This window comes from Hankyongella ginsenosidimutans (genome assembly GCF_005144965.1).
Lineage (GTDB): Bacteria > Pseudomonadota > Alphaproteobacteria > Sphingomonadales > Sphingomonadaceae > Hankyongella > Hankyongella ginsenosidimutans.
In genome coordinates, this window is the sequence record NZ_CP039704.1 from 24146 (window position 1) to 41660 (window position 17515).

Consider the following 17515-nt stretch of genomic DNA (forward strand, 5'->3'; position numbering starts at 1 on the left):
GGCGGCACGACCAAACCGGGCTCGTCGACTGAGCGCGCGCTCGGCGTCGCGGTGGCGGCCGCCCGCGCGGCGGGCGCAGAGGTCGAGGTCTTTGCATGCACAGAGCTGGTGGCCTTGCCGCACTACGGCACGGATGCGGCCATGCAGTCCGAGATCGGTGCCAGGCTTGTGCAGGCGGCACGCTCTGCTGACGGCGTCCTGATCGCCAGCCCCGGCTATCACGGCGGCGTCTCGGCTCTCGTCAAGAACGCCATCGACTATCTCGAAGACCTCGCGCGCGACGACCGGCCATACCTTGACGGACGTACCGTCGGCCTGATCGCAACCGCCTACGGCCATCAGGCAGCCGTCAGCACGCTGTCCGCCCTGCGCACCATCGCCCATGCGCTGCGCGGCTGGCCGACTCCGCTGGGGCTGCCATCCGCACAACGGCCGATCTGTTCGACGCGGCGGGCCAGTGCAGGGACGATGCCGTGCGTGGTCAGCTCGAGCTGGTCGCACGTCAGGTCCTGAAAGGCGTGGCGCTGGCCCGCGCATGACCCAGGATCTCTCAGCCCTGCTCGACCGGCTCCGTCGTGGCGGCATGATCGTCCTGACAGGTGACCGCCTGCGCGGCGGCGACATCGATTTCGCGGTCGCCGCAGAGCACGCCACCCCGGAGCGCATCAACTTCATGGCGAAATTCGGACGCGGCTTGATCTGTCTGGGTCTGACACCAGCACATGCGCGCCGTCTCGGCATCGACTTTCTGAACCCGACGCCGGAGCGGCAAAGCGGCCGCCCGTTCGCGGTTTCCATCGAGGCGCGGCGCGGCGTCTCCACGGGCATTTCGGCCGCCGACCGCGCGCACACCATCGCGACCGCCATTGCGCCGGATGCGGGACCAGACGACATCACGACGCCCGGGCATATCTTCCCGCTGATCGTTCGCCCAGACGGCGTGCTGGAGCGTCCGGCGCCGTGGAGGCCGCCGTCGATCTGATGGGGCTTGCCGGCCTGCAGCCCGCCGCCGTGCTGTGCGCCGTCATGAAGGACGATGGAACGATGGCGCGTGCGACGGATGCGGCAGAGCTAGCCGCGCAGCATGGGCTGGACGTCGTCGCGCTCGAGGATATCGTCGCGCTGCGCCAGTTGCGCGTGAGAGGCGCATCATAACAACCACCGGGGAGCCGCCATGACCAAGCCCGTGTTTCTCGTGATCGACGAAGGAACTACCTCGACCCGTGCCATGCTGATCGATGCGTGTGGCACCATGCTGGGCGAGGCGCGCAGCGAACTGGTGCAGCATTGCCCTGCCCTGGCATGGTCGAACACGATGCCGAGGATCTGGCAGAAGACCCTCGACTGCGCACGGCAGATGGTCCGGCAGGCCGGCGGCGCGGACAGGATCGCTGCCCTCGGCATCACCAACCAGCGCGAGACGACGGTCGCCTGGGACAAGCGCAGCGGGAAGCCGCTCTGCCACGCCATCGTCTGGCAGGACCGCCGAACCGCGCCCCATTGTCGACGCCTGCGTGAATCCGGCCAGGAAGCCGTGGTGCAGGCCAAGACCGGCTTGCTGCTGGACGCCTATTTCAGCGCGACCAAAATGGTCTGGCAGATGGAGAATGTACCGGCCGTACAGGAAGCTGGCGCGCATCTCGCCTTCGGCACAGTCGATCCTATCTGATCTTCCGTTTGACCGGCGGCCTGCATGTCTCGGACGCCAGCAACGCCAGCCGGACCATGCTGCTGGCGCTGGACGGCGCGGACTGGGATACCGACCTGCTCGCCCTGTTCGGTATCCCCGGCACACGCTGCCACAGATCGTCGACTGCGCCGGCGCGCTCGGCATGACCGATCCCGCGCTGTTTGGCGGCGCAATCCCCATCTGCGGCGCGGCCGGTGACCAGCAGGCCGCCACCATCGGCCAGGCCTGCCTGCGGCTCGGCGACACCAAAGCGACCTTCGGCACCGGGGCGTTCGTGCTGGCGAACGCCGGCCCGGTGATCCCGCGCTCAGGCCATCGCCTGCTCTCCACCGTGCTGCACCAGCTCGGCGGCGTACGTCATTACGCCCTGGAGGGTCGGTCTTCGTGGCTGGCAGCCTGATCAAGTGGCTGCGCGATGGTGTCGGCATGCTGGCATCGGCGGCCGAGACCGAGGAACTGGCGCGCGCGGTGCCCGACAACGGCGGCGTGTACTTCGTGCCTGCGCTGTCCGGGCTTGGTGCGCCGCACTGGCGGCCGGACGCGACCGGCCAGATCAGCGGGCTGACCTTCGCCACCACCAAGGCGCATATCGCCCGTGCCGCGCTGGAGTCGGTCAGCACGCAGGCCCATGACCTGAAGGAGGCGTTCGCCGCCGACCAGGTGCGCTGGGAGCGCCTCAAGATCGACGGCGGCATGGCGGCAAACGACTGGCTGGCGCAGGATCTTGCGGATATCCTCGATCTGCCGGTCGAGCGGCCGGATTTCGTGGAGACCACGGCGCTGGGCGCCGCCATGCTGGCCGGCGTCGGCGTCGGTGTGTTCGCCTCGCTCGAGGATGCAACAGCGATGCGCAAGGGCTTGCACAGCTTCATGCCGTCGATGGCACCGGAAGTCCGCCAGAAGCGCCTCAGCGGCTGGCGGGCCGCGCTCGCCCGACTTTGAGGCGGCGTCCTGGAAATCGCTCGATATGCAGGGAAGGAATGGTGGGCGCGGCAAGGATTGAACTTGCGACCACTGCGATGTCAACACAGTGCTCTACCACTGAGCTACGCGCCCCCGTTTGGCAGGGGATCGCCTATAATCAGTCGCCGCTGGGATGGCAAGCCCGTCCGGCTATAATCACGCGGCGAACAGACGGTCGATTTCGTCCACGAGATCCCGCAGGTGAAACGGCTTGGAGAGCACGCGCGGCGCCGTCTGCTGGGTCTGCGCGCGACTCAGCGCGACGGCGGCGAACCCGGTGATGAACATCACCCGCATGTCGGGCGCAAGCGTGGACGCCCGCTGCGCCAGCTCGATGCCATCCATTTCCGGCATCACGATGTCGGTCAGGAGCAGATCGTAGCGTCCGGAAGCGATCAACGGCAGCGCCGCCGTGCCGCGATCCACAGCCGTTACGCTATGGCCCGCCTTCTCAATGGCGCGCGCCAGAAACGTGCGCATCAGATCGTCGTCTTCGGCAAGGAGTATGCGGGCCATAATCTCGCAGCTTCTGGGCGCACGGGACGTGCCGCCTGCTTTCCGCGCGCTATAGCGGCGGCGGAATTAACATTGCGTCACTCGCGTGCCGAGGCCATTCATACTGTCATGTTCATCGCAGGCAATAGCGGCGTGACCGATGCGCCATATCGGCAGAGCGGGCCTCTGGACCCCGTTGTGCCCGTATTGTGCACGTCGCCGCACAGCGGGCGTTTTATCCTGTTGATTTTCTTGAACGTTCCCTATTGGCGCTGGACGTTCTGCAGCGCGCGGAAGATCGTCTGGTCGACCGGCTGCTCGGCGATGACTCGTCCCAGCTCGGCGGCGCGCAAGTTTTGAACGCAACGTTCGCCCGCAGCTTCATCGATCTGAACCGCAGCGACCGGGAGCTCGACCCGTTGCTGATTCCCGACCTGCCGGAGAGTGTTCGCCCCGTCGCCTCCTCGCGCGTGTCGGCGGGGTTGGGCGTCATCCCGCGGGTGGCGGGCGGCGGCCTGGAAATCTATCCCGCGCCGCTGAGCTATGGTGCGGCGAGCGCACGGCTGGATGAAGCCTGGCGGCCCTTCCATCGCCGACTTGGCGCGACGATCGGCGCCATGCGCCGCGCGTTCGGGCATGCCGTGCTGCTGGACTGGCATTCGATGCCGTCATCCGCTGTGCGTCCGTCGACCCGCCCCGGCCCTGTCGCGGTGCTCGGCGATCTTCACGGCGGCTCCTGCGCCCCGAACATCAGCCGCTGGGTCGCTGATCGCCTACGCGCCAGCGGCTTCCAGGTGCTGCTGAACGCGCCCTACGCCGGCGGCTTCATCACGCGGCACTATGGCCAGCCCGCGGTCGGGGTGCATGTGCTGCAGATCGAGCTGTCGCGCGCGGCGTATCTCGATGAAGCAACCGGATTGCCGAACGCCCGATTCGAAGCGGTCGGGGCGCTCGTCCAGGCGCTGGTCCGCGATCTGGTTCAACACCTGCCGCGGCTGCTGCCGGCACCCGCCTGGCGCTATGCGTGATGTGTCGCCTGCATACGGCGCATATGCTAAGCTGTGCCGGTCGGTACGACGATCTGCACCGTCCAGACCACGGCTAGACAGAGAATTGGGTGACGCCACCAGATTTTGCCGTTACAGCGGCTACTTGTGTCCCGAATCTGAAATCCGTTGCACCCAATATCAGGCGCGGTTGGATTTTGAATTCGAGAAGGACACGAGCAAGATATTGTTTCTCGTGTCGTTTTGGAATCGAAGTTCGCTATCAACCCAATATCACGGTGTGGCGAACTTCGATTCCACGACACTAGACAGTCAAACGGCCCTGAGGATAGCGATGCTGGCGATGTTGCGCCGCAGTGGAAATGACGGCGGAAAAGCCCCTGGCGGCATGGGTGCACCGGGGAACCCATTGGCCCGTCCTGGCATGAAGACGACGACGGCGATCCCCGTGCCAAACGGCGGTATCGCGCCATCTGGATATCGGACACCCACCTCGGCACGTCAGGCTGCAATGCAGGGTTGCTGCTCGATTTTCTGAAATCGACCGAAAGCGAAACCCTCTATCTCGTCGGCGACATCATCGATGGCTGGCGCCTGAAGAAGAGTTGGTACTGGCCGGATGCGCACAACGACGTCATTCGCCGGGTACTGAAAAAGCCAAGAAGGGCACGCGCGTGCTCTACATCCCCGGCAACCATGATGAAGTGCTGCGCCCCTATGTCGGCCTCAATCTCGGCGGCGTCGAGCTGGTGCGCGAGGCGGTGCACGTGACGGCGGACGGCCGCAAGCTCCTGGTGCTGCATGGCGACGAGTTCGATTCCGTGGTGCTCTATGCCCGCTGGCTCGCCTTCCTGGGGATGCCGCTTACGTTCTGCTGCTGAAGATCAACGGCGTGTTCAATGCGATCCGGCGCCTGTTCGGCCTGCCGTACTGGTCGCTGTCCGCATACCTCAAGCAGAAGGTGAAAAACGCGGTCGAATACATGTCCCGCTTCGAGGAAGCCGTCGCGCACGCTGCTGCGGACCGGCAGGTGCAGGGCGTGGTGTGCGGCCATATCCACAAGGCGGAAATCCGCTCTTTCGGGCCGATCACCTACTATAACGATGGCGACTGGGTGGAGCTGCACCGCGCTGGTCGAGCACGCGGACGGACGGCTCGAGCTGTTGGATTGGGCCGAGCGCGCCCGTCAGCACGCCGCAGCGAAGGCAGCAGCCATCAAGAGCAAGCCCATGCCGGCGACGGCGGACGTCCTGTAGAAAAATGAGCCCCGCCCTGTGAAACTCACCCTGGTGACTGATGCCTGGACGCCGCAGGTCAATGGCGTGGTCCGGACCCTGGTGACGACCGTCGAGGCGCTCAAGGCCGCAGGGCACCATGTCCAGACCATCACGCCGAGCCAGTTCCGGTCGGTCCCCTGCCCGACCTATCCGGAAATCCGCCTGGCACTGACCCGCTGGCGCAAGGTCGCCCGGATGATCCGCAAGTTCGAACCGGATGCGATCCACATCGCCACCGAAGGGCCGCTCGGCATCGCGGCGCGGCGTTACTGCGTGCGCCACAAGCTGCCGTTCACCACCGCGTTTCACACCCGCTTCCCGGATTATGTGTCCGCGCGCACTGGGCTGTCGCCGGAGCTGTTCTGGCGCTACCTGCGCTGGTTCCACAAGCCCTCGCGCAACATCCTCACAGCGACGCCGCGCCTGGCCGCCGAGCTGGCGATGCGCGGGCTGCCGCACACCGTGCTGTGGAGTCGCGGCGTCGATCTCAGCCTGTTTTCCCCGCGCCATGCACCGCACCCGGCCTACGCCAACCTGACGCGCCCGATCATGCTCTGCGTCGGGCGCGTGGCGGTCGAAAAGAACATCGAGACCTTTCTCAAAGCCCCTGTGCCGGGCACCAAGGTGGTGGTCGGCGACGGGCCGGCACTTGAGCGGCTGAAGCGCGATTATCCGCAGGTGACGTTTCTGGGCGCGCTCCATGGCGACGAACTGGCTGCCGCTTACGCTGGCGCGGACGTGCTTGCGTTCCCGAGCCTCACCGACACCTTCGGGCTGGTGATGGTGGAGGCGCTGGCGAGCGGCGTGCCGGTCGCTGGCTTCCCGTGCCCGGCCCGCTCGACGTGATCGGTGAGGACGGCCGCGGCGTGGTCCCCGGCTGGATCGCGCCGATCGGCGGGTTGACCCGGATTTCGCGCAGGCGATTTCCAAGGCCTTGACGTGCGCGCGCGCCGATTGCCAGGCCTATGCGCGACATTTTAGCTGGGATGCCGCGATCGCCCAGTTCATCAGTGCGCTGCAGCCGCTGCCGGACCCGCCGCTGCCGCATGAGGAAGCCTGAACCGCAAGCCCCATATTGAGTGTCAACGCCAGGTCTCGACAGGCCAGCCGCGCTGTAACGCGTCCTGCGCAAAGCCTGCTTTCGGGCTGACCACAACCGCCTGATCCGCCGCCTCGAACGACGGCGCATCGCTGGCGTGGTCGCTGTAAAGCGGATATCCTGCGCCGCACGCGCCCCGAGCTGCAGGCAATACGCCTCGATCCGGTGCCGCTTGGCTGCGGCATAGCAGTTTTCCGGCGCCGGCCAGAGTTGTAGCCGTCCGTCGCCGGCATAGGGATTTCCGTTGCGAGGACATCGTCGAAGCCCAGACGCTGCGCCAGCGGACGCACGTAAAGCCGGAACTCGCCGTCGCAACCGCCAGCCGGCAACCGGCCGCACGATCAGCGGCGATCCGCGCGCGCGCCTCGGCCCGGATATAGCGGTCGTCGACCTGCGCGGCGAAACCCTCCGCCAACGCCTCCAGCCGCGCGCGTCGAGGGCGGCCGAGAAACAGATGCAGCAGCGCGCATTTCAAGGTGGAGCGCCCGATCAGCTTCAGGCCGTAGGCGACGAAAACCGGCAGCGCGAGCGGCGCCAGCAGCGCACGCCACGGTGCGCGCACCACCGCATACAGCAGGAACGGCGTGAAGGTTGCGACCCGGGTGACGGTCAGGTCGAGGTCGTAGATGGCGATCGCTTGTTTGGCCACGCGCCTTCGATACCGGCGCGCGCCAGCCCGGCAACCGCCATGCTTGTGACTGGCGCGCAAAGGCTTTAGCGATAGGACATGTTGTTCGAGCGCGAAGCCCCGCCGCCTTCCCCGTGCGCCTCGAGCCGCAACCCGGCGGCGGCGCGACCTACCGTTTCGCTGGAGATTTGACAGTCGCATCGGCGGCAGACGTAGAGGCCGCATTGGAGAGCATGGAGCGCCATTCCCCGGCGACCTTCGAGCTCGGCGACGTCACGTCCATGGATACGGCAGGTGCCTGGCTGCTCTATCGCACGCAGCAGAAATGGCGGGCGGATGGCATCGAGGTCAGCCAGTCGGGGCGCGGCGCAATCATGCCGCCCTGCTGCAGTCGATCGGCCGGTTCGACCGGCCGTGCGACCACCGGCGCGCGCCGGCTCCGCCTTTGTTCAGCAGGTCGCCCTTATCGGCCGGGCGACTGTCGCCATCGTACAGAATTTCGGTCAGTTCCTTGATTTCGTCGGTATGGTGCTCATCCGCGGCGGCCTGCTGGCCGCCAATCCGCAGAAGATGCGCTGGACCGCTTTCAGCCGCCATATCGAACAGACGGGGTTCAATGCCCTGCCGATCATCGGCTTGATGTCCTTCCTGATCGGGCTGGTGATCGTCCAGCAAGGCGCGTACCAGCTCAAGCGTTTCGGAGCAGGTCGTTCGTGGTCAACATGATCGGCCTGCTGACCCTGCGCGAGCTCGGCGTGCTGATGACGGCGATCATGGTGGCCGGTCGCTCCGGTTCCGCGTTCACGGCGCAGATCGGTTCCATGAAAATCACGGAAGAAATCGACGCACTCCAGACCATGGGGCTTAACCCCGTCGACACGTTGGTGCTGCCACGCGTGCTGGCGCTGGTGATTTGCCTGCCCCTGCTCACCATCTACGCCAACCTCACGGCGCTCGCGGGGGATGGTGTTCGGCTGGGTCTCGCTCGATATTTCGCCCAATGCCTTCCTGGAAGGACTGCGGCTTGCCGTTCACCTTGACGATTTCTGGGCCGGCATGATGAAGGCACCGATTTTCGGGGCGATCATCGCCATCGCCGGATGCTTCGAGGGCATGAAAGTGGGCGGCGATGCCGAGTCGCTGGGGCGGCACACCACGGCGTCGGTCGTGCAGTCGATTTTCCTGGTGATTGTGCTCGACGCCTTCTTTGCAGTCTTCCTGACCCTGGTCGGCATTTGATGGATGCGCCGATCATCACGATCAGAGACCTGGTCAACCGCTTCGGCACCCAGGTCGTGCACGAAGACCTCTCGCTCGACGTCCGGCGCGGCGAAATCCTCGGCGTCGTCGGCGGCTCGGGGACCGGCAAATCAGTGCTGATGCGCAGCATCATAGGGCTGCAACAGCCGGCAGCAGGCGCGATCGCCATCGAGGGCAAGCAGCTCTCGCAGCTGTCGGACGATGAGGCGGTGGCGCTGCGTCGTCGGTGGGGCGTGCTGTTCCAGCGGGGCGCGCTGTTCTCGACCCTGACCGTCGCCGAGAATATCCAGGCGCCACTGCGCGAACACACCGAGATCGACGAGCCGCTGCTTGGCGAGATCGCTGGGTACAAGCTGGCAATGGTCGGCCTGCCGCCGTCCGCGGCACCCAAATACCCGGTCGAGCTTTCTGGCGGGATGATCAAGCGCGCCGCCCTTGCCCGGGCGCTGGCACTTGACCCGAGCCTGCTGTTTCTGGACGAACCGACCGCAGGTTTGGACCCAATCGCCGCCAGCGCCTTCGACGCCCTGATCCGCGAACTGCGAGAACTGCTTGGGCTCACGGTGTTTTTAATCACGCACGACCTCGACACGCTGTTCGCGATATGCGACCGCGTCGCCGTACTCGCAGACCGCAAGGTGGTGGCGGTCGCACCGATCCCGGAGCTGCTGGAAAATCCGCACCCTGGATCCGGGAATATTTTCGAGGGCCGCGCGGTCGGGCGGCCGCAGCACGGGAGTAGTCGATGGAAACCCGCGCCAGTCATGTGCTTGTCGGCAGCTTTGTCCTGGTGCTGGTTGCAGCCCTGTTCGGCTTCATCATCTGGCTGGCGCGCGTCGACGCAGGCGCCACCAAGGATTTCGACATCATGTTCTATGGCTCGGTCGCCGGACTGAACCAGGGCAGCCTGGTCAACTACAACGGTGTGCCGGTCGGAACCGTGACGACCATCGCATTGGTGCGGGATCAGCCAAGCGCCGTGCGCGTGCGCATCCGCGTTTCGGAAGATACACCGGTCTACACCGGCACTACGGCCAGCCTGGAATCCCAGGGCCTGACCGGCGCCGTGCTGGTTCAGCTCTCGGGCGCGACCCAGGCCGGGACCCCGCTGGTGGAGCCGGGGCCGTTCGGCGTGCCTGTCATCCCCTCCAAGCGGTCAGCGCTTGAGAAGTTGTTCGTGAGCATCCCGGAAATCCTGCAGAGAACGACGGACGTACTCGATGAGATCAAAGATGTTCTCAACGACAAGAACAAGAAGGCCATCGGCGATATCCTGGCGAATACCGAGCGCCTGACCGTCACACTCGCCGATCAGTCACCCCTGCTGGCCTCCGGCATTCAGGAGTTGAACGGCGCAATCGTCGATCTGCGCGGCAGCCTCGCCGCCGTAACCCGGCTTGCGGACGGCACGACACTGGCCGTCAACGAGGACGCCAAGCCCCTGCTGAGAGACCTGCGCACGCTGGCGCAGAACACGGACAGCGCGGTCCGCAAGATCGATGACATCCTCAAGGATGCCCAACCCGGCCTGAGCGCGTTCGGGCAGGATACGTTGCCGGAGATCGGCCTTCTGGTCAGCGACCTGCGCGAACTGACCCATACGTTGAACCGCCTGGGCGACCGGATCGACCAGGGCTCTGCGGCGTCCCTGCTCTCAAGCGAGAAAATACCGGAGTACCGCGATGCGTCCAAAAATAGCCCGAGCGGAAACGCCCTCGCCATGGTCGCAACCCTACTGCTGGCGGGGTGCGGCCCGCTGATCAGTTTCGGGTCGAATGAGCCACCGCCCGCCCTGCTGACCTTGGAGAATAGCCAGCCCCCGACCCCGGTTGCGCTGGACGCCATCGTCCTGCAGGTCGACGTGCCGGCGGACTACGCCAGTGTGCGCATCGCCGTGAAGTCGCAGCCGACCCTGGTGGAATATCTGCCGGGCGTGCAGTGGATCGACCGGCCGGAGCGGCTGCTGCGCCGGGCCGCACAGATGGCTTACGCAGCGAAGACGCCAGGTGCCGGGCACGCAACCCGGCCGGCGCTCTATCTGACGGTGCGGGCGCTGAACGTCGCGGCAGGCGGCGGCGCGCATACGATCCGTGTGGCGTTCGAGGCCCGCCTGCCACGCAGCCAGGGCGGCGGCGCAGGCCAATGCGCGGTCGATGCCCCGGTCGCGTCCCTCAAGCCGCTGGATATCTCGCGCGGCTTCAATATGGCGGTCTTTGCCTGCTTCGGACAGCTTACCGACTGGTTGAACAGCTCAGCGCGATCCTAGAGCCTGATCGGTTGAGGTTGAAGCATATGTGCTTCAACCGAGAGCGTGAATCAGGCTCTTATCAACAATTTAGACCATGATTCACGTTTCAGATTGATTCAATCTGAAACGATCAAGGTCTAGAGCCTTTCCGACTGAGATTGAGGCACTTGTGTTTAAGTGCCTCAAGCAAAGGCGACAAGAAAACTCTCACGCTTTGTGTAGACCCTTCTTGTCCGTTTTTTGATTGCCTCGCCAAAAGTGATTCAATCAAAAACGGGAAGGGTCTAGCTTTTAGGTGCCGGCTTCACCGGTTGGAATACGCCGAGCGGGCAGCTCCCGAATTCCTGCAGGCGATTGTCCAGGGGCGTGATGACATCGATCGAGCAATAATAGGGCGTGCTGGTCTTGAAGCTGAAGCGCTCCTCGAAACCCAGCCGTGGGCAGGCGTACGGCAGCTTGCTGAGATAGAGCTTGCCGCCGCGCATCTTGAACAGGATCGCGGAGTCGCTGAGCACGCGGGTCGACTCAACCTGGGTGATCGGCAGGCAGTCCTTTGGCTCGCCGTCCGGGGTCAGCGACGCCAGATAGTCAAGCTTGCGCTGCACGCGCGCGCTGTGCTGCTTTTGTGGTTTCGCGGCGACCCCTGCCGCCGGGTCTGGTGGGCTGTCCGCAGAGGCAAGCGAGGGTGCTAGCAGCAGGAACGTCAGGGCCAAAGTCCGGATCATGGGGCACCTCCAGCAATAATATACCATGATTGCGCGTTTCGCCTATCGCCCCGGGCGCGAACGGGGCACAGTCTGGCGACAGTTATTGTTCAGCGAGCGGCAAATTGCATGCTAGTCATGGCAGGCGTCATCTGCTACGTTCGCTTAATGTTCCAATCCTTGCTTCCACTCGCCGCGTTTATCGCTGGCGGCTTGTTGACGGCCGTGCTGTGCGGGCTGTGGTTACGCCGGCGGCTGGCCGTCGCGCGCGACGAAACAGCACTGCTGCGCATGACGCTTGAGGCCCGCTATGCCGAACTCTCGGACACGCGCGCTGCGCTGAGCGCCGAGCAGGCCCGCGCAGCGCGGCTGCCAGAGCTTGAAACGCTGCTGGAGCAGGAGCGCCTCACCCGTTCGAGCCTGGAGGTGCGGCTGGCGCGGATCGAGACCGAGCGGGAGGAGCAGCAGCGCCGGCTGGAAGAAAAGATCGCGACCCTGACCGATCTGCGGGAGGCGATGACGCGGGAATTTCAGGCCGCCGCCGAACAGAGCCTGCGCGGCAGCCAGCAGGCGTTCTTCGAGCTGGCGAACCAGAGCTTTGCCCAGCATCAGGAACGCTCAGGCGAAAACTCAACAGCGTACGCAGCGAGTTCGAGGCGCTGGTCGCGCCGCTGCGCGACGTGCTCGGCCAGTATCAAACCGGCCTTCAGGACGTGGAGCGGGTGCGCGCGGACGCCTACGGTAGCCTGCGCGCACAGATTGCGGCGCTAGCCGAGGATCAGCACCGGCTGCGTTCGGAAACCCAGAAGCTGACCCATGCGCTACGCTCTGGCCCGAAAACGCGCGGACGCTGGGGCGAGCAGCAGCTGCGCAATGTCCTGGAAATGGCAGGGCTGAGCGAGCATGTGGACTTCCGGGCCGAGGTGCACGTTGCGACCGATGACGGCCGTCTGCGGCCGGACGCAGTGGTGCGCCTGCCTGGCGGGCGGCAACTGGTGATCGACGCCAAGACCTCGCTCAACGCCTATCAGGAGGCGCTGGATACCCAGGACGATGCAGCGCGGCATACGCATATGCGCGCCCACGCCGAGGCGATGCGTCTGCACGTCGAGCAACTGGGCGGTAAAACTACTGGTCGCAGTTCAAGGATACGCCCGATTTCGTGGTGATGTTCGTGGCCGGCGAGCATTTCGTCTCGGCGGCGCTGGAGATCAATCCTGCCCTCTGGGAATACGCGTTCGAGAAGCGGGTGCTCATCGCGACGCCGACCAACCTGATCGCGCTCGCGCGGACCATAGCGCTCGGCTGGCGGCAGGAGCGGCTTGCCGAGCAGGCGCAGCAGATCGGCGGGCTGGGCAAAGAACTGTACCAGCGGCTCATCAGGCTTGGCGAGCGGGTGCAGGACATTGGCCGCAAGATCGGCGCGACCGTCAAAAGCTACAACGAGTTCGTTGGCACCCTGGAAACCTCGGTGCTGCCGCAGGCGCGCAAATTCAGCGAACTGCAGGGCGTCGAAGGCCCGGAAACACTGGAGCCGGTGGAGGCGGCGCTACGCCCTCTGGCGGGGCGGGATCTGTCGCTCAGCCCGCCCGCCGATGCGGCGTAACGCGCCGCCGGGGCTTATTTGATCGCGTGGATGTAGGCGCGAATGGTCTCGCCCATGTCCGCCCGCTCGAGCGCGAAGGCGATGTTTGCCATGACATGGCCGGCCTTGTCGCCACAATCGAAGCGGGTGCCCTCGAAGTGCAGGCCATGGAACGGCTGCTGACCGATCAGTTGCGCCATGGCGTCCGTCAACTGGATCTCGCCGCCGGCACCGACCTGCTTCTTGTCGAGGATGCCCATCACTTCCGGCTGCAGGATGTAGCGGCCGATGACGGCAAGGCGTGACGGCGCCTGCTCCGGCTTCGGCTTTTCCACCAGACCCTTCACTTCGACCAGATTGCCGTCGACAGCACCCGGCGAGACGATGCCATAACGGCTGGTGTGCGCGTGCGGCACTTCCATCGCCGCCACCATGTTGCCGCCAACCCGGTGGTAGGCGTCGATCATCTGCTTCAGGCACGGCGTCTTCGACTGGATGAGATCATCCGCGAGAAGAACCGCGAACGGCTCGTCGTCGATGAGATAGCGTGCGCACCAGACGGCGTGGCCAAGACCCATCGGCTCCTGCTGGCGCGTGTAGGAGATGGCACCCGGCGGGCCGGGGATGGCGCGGACCTCGGTGAGCTGGTCGGTTTTGTTGCGGCTGCTCAATACCTGCTCGAGTTCGGCGGCATAGTCGAAGTGGTCCTCGATCGCGGACTTGCCGCGCCCGGTCACGAAGATGACCTCCTCGATCCCGGCGGCGCGCGCTTCCTCAACCGCATACTGGATCAAGGGCTTATCGACGACAGGAAGCATTTCCTTGGGCATCGCCTTGGTGGCTGGCAGAAAACGGGTCCCCAGACCCCCGACTGGAAAAACAGCTTTACGAACGGGTTTCATAAAATCTCTCCTCGCACACACATCCCACCTTGTGCAGATGCGATGCGGCTTACGCCCTAAGCGTTGCACTGCAATGAAAGACGCGGAAAAAAGGGTTAAAAACGCTTCAGCAAACGCTGGTAATAGGCACGTTCGTCCGCACTACGTCCAGGGTCTGCCGCACGCTGCTCCAGCAGGCGGCGCAGGTCCTCGATGGCGCGACGCTCCTGCTCGCTCGGCAGCCGGAATTCCGGCCCGATCGCCTGCCCCGAGGCGCGACCCAGTGGATCGACCCCTTGCTTGGATCGCCGCGTGCCTGCGCCTCCCCGCCCTGCCCGAGGGATTGCGCTGCCGACTTCAAGGCCTGCAACGCCTTGGCCTGGGCAACCGCCGCCGCAGCGCCATCCCCTGCCCCAATTGCCCGGCCGCCCGGCGCATGGCCTGCGCGGCGCGGCGCAATTGCCCCGCCGCCTCGCCGCCGGGAAGGCGCTGCGCCAGCGCGGCCGCCCGCTGCCCCAATCCCTGCTGTGCCGGCTGCATGCCTTGCGCCGCCTGCTGCCCCTGCGTCGTCTGGCGCGCAATCTGCTGCTGGGCCGCGATCATCCGGCCGACTTCGGCTGCAACCACATTCTGCGGACCGTTCGCCACCCGTAAATTCTCGACAACCGAGCGTAGCGCCTGCAGGATTTCCTGCGCCCCGGCAGCATCACCCGCTGCGAGCCGCTCGCGCAGGGCATTCAGCATGCTGTCGAAAGCACCAGCGTCCAGCATGCGCACCGGGCCTGAAGGCTGGGCGGACTGCGGCGACTGCATGGCCTTGCGCAGCGCATCGGCGAGAAACCGCGAAAGCGCCTGCTCGAGGCCCTTCATCTGCGCCGCCAGCGCGCCATCATTGCGCCCGAGTGCGCCCATCAGCGAATCCAGCGCCTTGCGGACATCGCCGACGCTCGACAGCCCCCTTCGAGATCGAGCGCAATGTCCCAAAGCAGCCCGGCGGTTTCATAGCCGCGCGGATCCTCGCTGTACTGAAGTCGCCAGTGCGCAGCCCGCAGCCCGGCATAGACGGCATAGCGCCCGTTATACGCCGCCCGGTCCTCGGCCATCGCGGTCAACTGCTGCTGAACCGTGGCGCGCGCACGCTGCGGGACTGCAACAAGAGTTTGCGCGCCGAGATGATGCGCCGCGCCAGCGGATGCTGGAACATGCGTTCCGGCAGGCGCAGGCTGATCTCCGTACTGACGCCGGTCTGGCCAGCCTGGTCCGCCCCGACCAGACGCGCCCGCACGGTCTGGCCCGCCCATGGGTCCGGCGTCAGGTCCAGATGCGCCAGGCCTTGCGGCGTGCCTGGACCGACCGCCAGCGGAAAGCGTCGCGCCTCGCCCCGCGCATGATCTCGAACGACAGCCGGTCGAGGCCGAAATCGTCGTCGACCGCCCAGCCGATCTCCAGCGCCTGGCTTGCCGTCAGGCGCGGCGGCGCGAGAAAGCGCAGCTTTGGCGACCGATCGTCGATCTGCATCACCTCAAAGGCGGCCAAGGTCAGCAGACCGCTGCGTACGGTGTAGCGGCCCGCTCTGGCGATCGCCGTGTCGCGCAAGGCCAGATCATGCCCATCCGGCGTTTTCACCGTGGCTTTGAGCCGCCAGCCGCTCAGGGCGATCCTGAGCGTCGACCCCGGGGCGACGATCCGCCCGGCCTCGCCGCCGCGCACGGTCAACTGGATCGGCGCACGACCCGTGTACGCGGGCGGCACAGCCCGCACCTTGAGGACGACATCTCCCAGCAGAGAGGCGGACGGCAGAAACGCCGCACGCAGCCGCTCGCCAGCCTGGGGCCGGCAACCAGCAGCCCGAGCGCCAAGAGCAGAACGGCGGCGGTGCCGAAGCCGTAGCGATCGCCGGTAACGCAATCGAGCCGCATCCCCAGCCGTAGCGGCCGTGCCCAGGCGGCAAGGGACAGGCGCTTGCCGATACGCCAGAGCCCCGGCTCACCCTCCAGCGCCGGCACATCGCGTGCAAGCTGCAACAGGCCGCGCGGCAGGCCGCTCTGCAACTCCAGCCGGGCAATGGCGGCCCGCTCGCCTGGCCATGGCACGGTCTTCAGGATGCGCCTGCCAAGCATGCAAAGCCCTGCGATGAGGAGCAGCAGCAGCCCGACCCGAGCCCCCGGCGCGAATGCCGTGAACGCGCCGAGCAGCGCCAGGCCGGCATAGGCACCGAGCAGCAGCAGGACCAGCCGTAGCTGCGGCCAGGCCCGTTCCAGCCACAGGGCAGCGCGCGCCTGAGCGATGCGCGCTACGCCGCCGCCCATGTCGAGCGGGGTTGCAAGCCGCCGATCGCGTGGGCCGAGTGTCCAAGGGTCAACCATGGCCTATTGATTAAGCCAGGGCGGCATCCTGTCCAGCGCGATGAGCGCGTCTTCGTCGAGCCGGGGCCGCACGACGGCGAAATCAGCGCCGTTCACCAGCACCTCCGGCACCAGCGCCCGGGAATTGTAGGTCGAGGACATGACCGCGCTGTAAGCGCCCGCCGACAGGATCGCGACCAGATCGCCGGCACCGAGCGGCGGCATCGCCCGGTCGCGCGCGAACAGATCACCGGTCTCGCACACCGGACCGACCAGGGTTACCGGCGCGCGCGGCGCATCGGCGCGCGGCGTGGCGACAGGCACGATTTCGTGGAAAGCGTCGTAAAGGCTTGGGCGGATCAGATCGTTCATCGCCGCATCGAGGATGACGAAGGTCTTCGCCGCCCCTGCTTCACATAGAGCACGCGCGTCAGCAACAGCCCGGCGTTGCCGGCGATCAGGCGGCCCGGCTCGAGAATCAGCTCGAGGTCGAAGCCTGCAATCGCCCGCTGCACCAGCGCGCCGTAGTCGGCTGGCGGCGGCGGCGCCGGCATCGATCTCGTAGGGGATGCCGAGACCGCCGCCGAGGTCGGCGCGGCGGATGTCGTGCCCGTCCGCCCGCAGCACGCGGATCAGGTCGACAACCTTGGCGAACGCCGCTTCGAAGGGCGAGAGCTGCGTCAACTGGCTGCCGATGTGCACGTCGACGCCCAGGGCCCTGATGCCCGGCAGGCGCGCGGCCTGCGCGTAGATCGCCCGTGCGCGCTCCCAGGGGACACCGAACTTGGCCTCCGACTGCCCGGTCGAAATCTTGGCATGGGTGCGCGGATCGACATCCGGGTTGACGCGCACGGCGATATCCGCCGTCCGCCCGACGCTCTGCGCCACGGCACTCAGCCGGTCCAGTTCCGGCTCGGACTCGACATTGAACTGGTGGATGCCGGCGCGCAGCCCGGCCGCCATCTCCGCCTCGGTCTTGCCAACGCCTGAGAATACGATCCGCTCTGGCGGGATGCCGGCACCGAGCGCCCGCTTCAGCTCGCCAAGCGACACCACGTCCGCCCCTGCCCCGCGCGCGCCAACGTCGCCAGCACAGCCTGGTTGGAATTCGCCTTGACCGCATAGCAGACCAGCGCGTTCGCACCGGCGAAGGCGTCGCTGAACACCCGGAAATGCCGGACCAGTGTTGCCGTTGAATAGACATAGACCGGCGTGCCGACGGCCTCGGCGATACGCGCCAGCGGCACGTCCTCGGCGTGCAACTGGCCGTCCCGGTGCGCGAAGTGGTGCATCAGTCCCGCTTCGGCTCGACGGTGTCCGGCGCGGACTGATC

12 protein-coding genes, 1 tRNA gene and 10 pseudogenes are annotated in these 17515 nt (G+C 66.1%); 12 read left to right on the top strand and 11 right to left on the bottom strand.

The features are described 5' to 3' along the window. Positions 1-45: 45 nt before the first annotated feature. The 3 pseudogenes from E6W36_RS00145 to E6W36_RS19975 form a co-directional block, all read left to right on the top strand. Positions 46-513 (top strand): annotated as a pseudogene (locus E6W36_RS00145) (NADPH-dependent FMN reductase); the annotation flags it as partial. Between the two features lie 70 nt (positions 514-583). Further along, positions 584-1155 (top strand): annotated as a pseudogene (locus E6W36_RS00150) (3,4-dihydroxy-2-butanone-4-phosphate synthase). Between the two features lie 19 nt (positions 1156-1174). Then, a pseudogene (locus E6W36_RS19975) lies at positions 1175-2632 on the top strand (glycerol kinase). A 39-nt stretch (positions 2633-2671) separates the two neighbouring features. On the opposite strand, the gene E6W36_RS00160 reads toward E6W36_RS19975, so the two are convergent. Beyond that, positions 2672-2746 (bottom strand) — tRNA-Val (locus E6W36_RS00160). Between the two features lie 63 nt (positions 2747-2809). Next, complete coding sequence (gene cpdR / locus E6W36_RS00165; RefSeq protein ID WP_222873382.1) at positions 2810-3169, bottom strand: cell cycle two-component system response regulator CpdR; 360 nt, start codon at positions 3167-3169, stop codon at positions 2810-2812. A 188-nt stretch (positions 3170-3357) separates the two neighbouring features. On the opposite strand from cpdR, the gene E6W36_RS00170 reads away from it, so the two are divergent. The 3 genes and pseudogenes from E6W36_RS00170 to E6W36_RS00180 all read left to right on the top strand — a co-directional run bounded on the left by E6W36_RS00170 (position 3358) and on the right by E6W36_RS00180 (position 6492). Further along, positions 3358-4176 carry an N-formylglutamate amidohydrolase gene (locus tag E6W36_RS00170; RefSeq protein WP_281277384.1) on the top strand — a complete coding sequence of 273 codons (819 nt, stop codon included), beginning with the start codon at positions 3358-3360 and terminating at the stop codon, positions 4174-4176. Positions 4177-4563: 387 nt separating this feature from the next. Continuing rightward, positions 4564-5411: pseudogene (locus E6W36_RS00175) on the top strand (UDP-2,3-diacylglucosamine diphosphatase). Positions 5412-5429: 18 nt separating this feature from the next. Beyond that, positions 5430-6492, top strand: a pseudogene (locus E6W36_RS00180) (glycosyltransferase family 4 protein). 22 nt (positions 6493-6514) lie between these two features. Here E6W36_RS00180 and E6W36_RS00185 read toward each other — a convergent pair. Continuing rightward, complete coding sequence (locus E6W36_RS00185; RefSeq protein ID WP_222873383.1) at positions 6515-7180, bottom strand: haloacid dehalogenase-like hydrolase; 666 nt, start codon at positions 7178-7180, stop codon at positions 6515-6517. Between the two features lie 113 nt (positions 7181-7293). Here E6W36_RS00185 and E6W36_RS22580 point away from each other — a divergent pair, with 113 nt between their 5' ends. The 4 genes and pseudogenes from E6W36_RS22580 (at position 7294) to E6W36_RS00215 (ending at position 10685) form a co-directional block, all read left to right on the top strand. After that, positions 7294-7674 (top strand): STAS domain-containing protein, encoded by a 381-nt coding sequence (locus E6W36_RS22580; protein ID WP_222873384.1) that lies wholly within the window; start codon positions 7294-7296, stop codon positions 7672-7674. 124 nt (positions 7675-7798) lie between these two features. Further along, positions 7799-8398, top strand: a pseudogene (locus E6W36_RS17055) (MlaE family ABC transporter permease). Beyond that, positions 8398-9161: pseudogene (locus E6W36_RS00210) on the top strand (ABC transporter ATP-binding protein). The pseudogenes E6W36_RS17055 and E6W36_RS00210 overlap by 1 nt, the downstream one beginning before the upstream one ends. A gap of 3 nt (positions 9162-9164) precedes the next feature. Further along, positions 9165-10685: an MlaD family protein gene (locus tag E6W36_RS00215; RefSeq protein WP_222873350.1), complete on the top strand. Its 1521-nt coding sequence runs from the start codon at positions 9165-9167 to the stop codon at positions 10683-10685. 266 nt (positions 10686-10951) lie between these two features. Here the strand turns inward: E6W36_RS00215 and E6W36_RS00220 are convergent, their stop codons facing one another. Next, positions 10952-11392 carry a hypothetical protein gene (locus E6W36_RS00220; RefSeq protein ID WP_222873351.1) on the bottom strand — a complete coding sequence of 147 codons (441 nt, stop codon included), beginning with the start codon at positions 11390-11392 and terminating at the stop codon, positions 10952-10954. Positions 11393-11596: 204 nt separating this feature from the next. On the opposite strand from E6W36_RS00220, the gene E6W36_RS00225 reads away from it, so the two are divergent. Together E6W36_RS00225 and E6W36_RS21305 are read left to right on the top strand one after the other, a co-directional pair. After that, the gene (locus E6W36_RS00225; protein ID WP_222873388.1) at positions 11597-12142 is read left to right on the top strand and encodes a hypothetical protein; all 546 of its coding nucleotides are present in this window, start codon (positions 11597-11599) and stop codon (positions 12140-12142) included. Then, positions 12052-12977, top strand: a pseudogene (locus E6W36_RS21305) (DNA recombination protein RmuC). The gene E6W36_RS00225 and the pseudogene E6W36_RS21305 overlap by 91 nt, the downstream one beginning before the upstream one ends. 14 nt (positions 12978-12991) lie before the next feature. Here the strand turns inward: E6W36_RS21305 and galU are convergent. From galU to lysA, 7 genes and pseudogenes are all read right to left on the bottom strand, one after another. After that, a complete protein-coding gene (gene galU / locus E6W36_RS00240; protein WP_222873354.1) occupies positions 12992-13858 on the bottom strand; it encodes a UTP--glucose-1-phosphate uridylyltransferase GalU in 867 nt (288 codons plus the stop codon). 95 nt (positions 13859-13953) lie between these two features. Then, positions 13954-14181 (bottom strand): DUF4175 family protein, encoded by a 228-nt coding sequence (locus tag E6W36_RS00245; RefSeq protein WP_425459747.1) that lies wholly within the window; start codon positions 14179-14181, stop codon positions 13954-13956. A 13-nt stretch (positions 14182-14194) separates the two neighbouring features. Further along, complete coding sequence (locus E6W36_RS19995; protein ID WP_222873355.1) at positions 14195-14749, bottom strand: DUF4175 family protein; 555 nt, start codon at positions 14747-14749, stop codon at positions 14195-14197. Further along, entirely contained in the window at positions 14749-14940 is a 192-nt protein-coding gene (locus E6W36_RS00255; protein WP_222873356.1) for a DUF4175 domain-containing protein, read from the bottom strand. Before E6W36_RS00255 ends, E6W36_RS19995 begins: the two co-directional genes overlap by 1 nt. A gap of 5 nt (positions 14941-14945) precedes the next feature. After that, the gene (locus E6W36_RS20000) at positions 14946-15122 is read right to left on the bottom strand and encodes a DUF4175 family protein (protein ID WP_246047864.1); all 177 of its coding nucleotides are present in this window, start codon (positions 15120-15122) and stop codon (positions 14946-14948) included. 26 nt (positions 15123-15148) lie between these two features. After that, a pseudogene (locus E6W36_RS22585) lies at positions 15149-16203 on the bottom strand (DUF4175 family protein). Between the two features lie 3 nt (positions 16204-16206). Beyond that, positions 16207-17474: pseudogene (lysA, locus tag E6W36_RS00270) on the bottom strand (diaminopimelate decarboxylase). Positions 17475-17515 lie beyond the last annotated feature (41 nt).

Coding starts and splice junctions, on each gene's coding strand:
- E6W36_RS19995 (WP_222873355.1), bottom strand. CDS start 14,749: ATGGGCGCACTCGGGCGCAATGATGGCGCGCTGGCGGCGCAGATGAAG.
- cpdR (WP_222873382.1), bottom strand. CDS start 3,169: ATGGCCCGCATACTCCTTGCCGAAGACGACGATCTGATGCGCACGTTT.
- E6W36_RS00255 (WP_222873356.1), bottom strand. CDS start 14,940: ATGGCCGAGGACCGGGCGGCGTATAACGGGCGCTATGCCGTCTATGCC.
- E6W36_RS00220 (WP_222873351.1), bottom strand. CDS start 11,392: ATGATCCGGACTTTGGCCCTGACGTTCCTGCTGCTAGCACCCTCGCTT.
- galU (WP_222873354.1), bottom strand. CDS start 13,858: ATGAAACCCGTTCGTAAAGCTGTTTTTCCAGTCGGGGGTCTGGGGACC.
- E6W36_RS00215 (WP_222873350.1), top strand. CDS start 9,165: ATGGAAACCCGCGCCAGTCATGTGCTTGTCGGCAGCTTTGTCCTGGTG.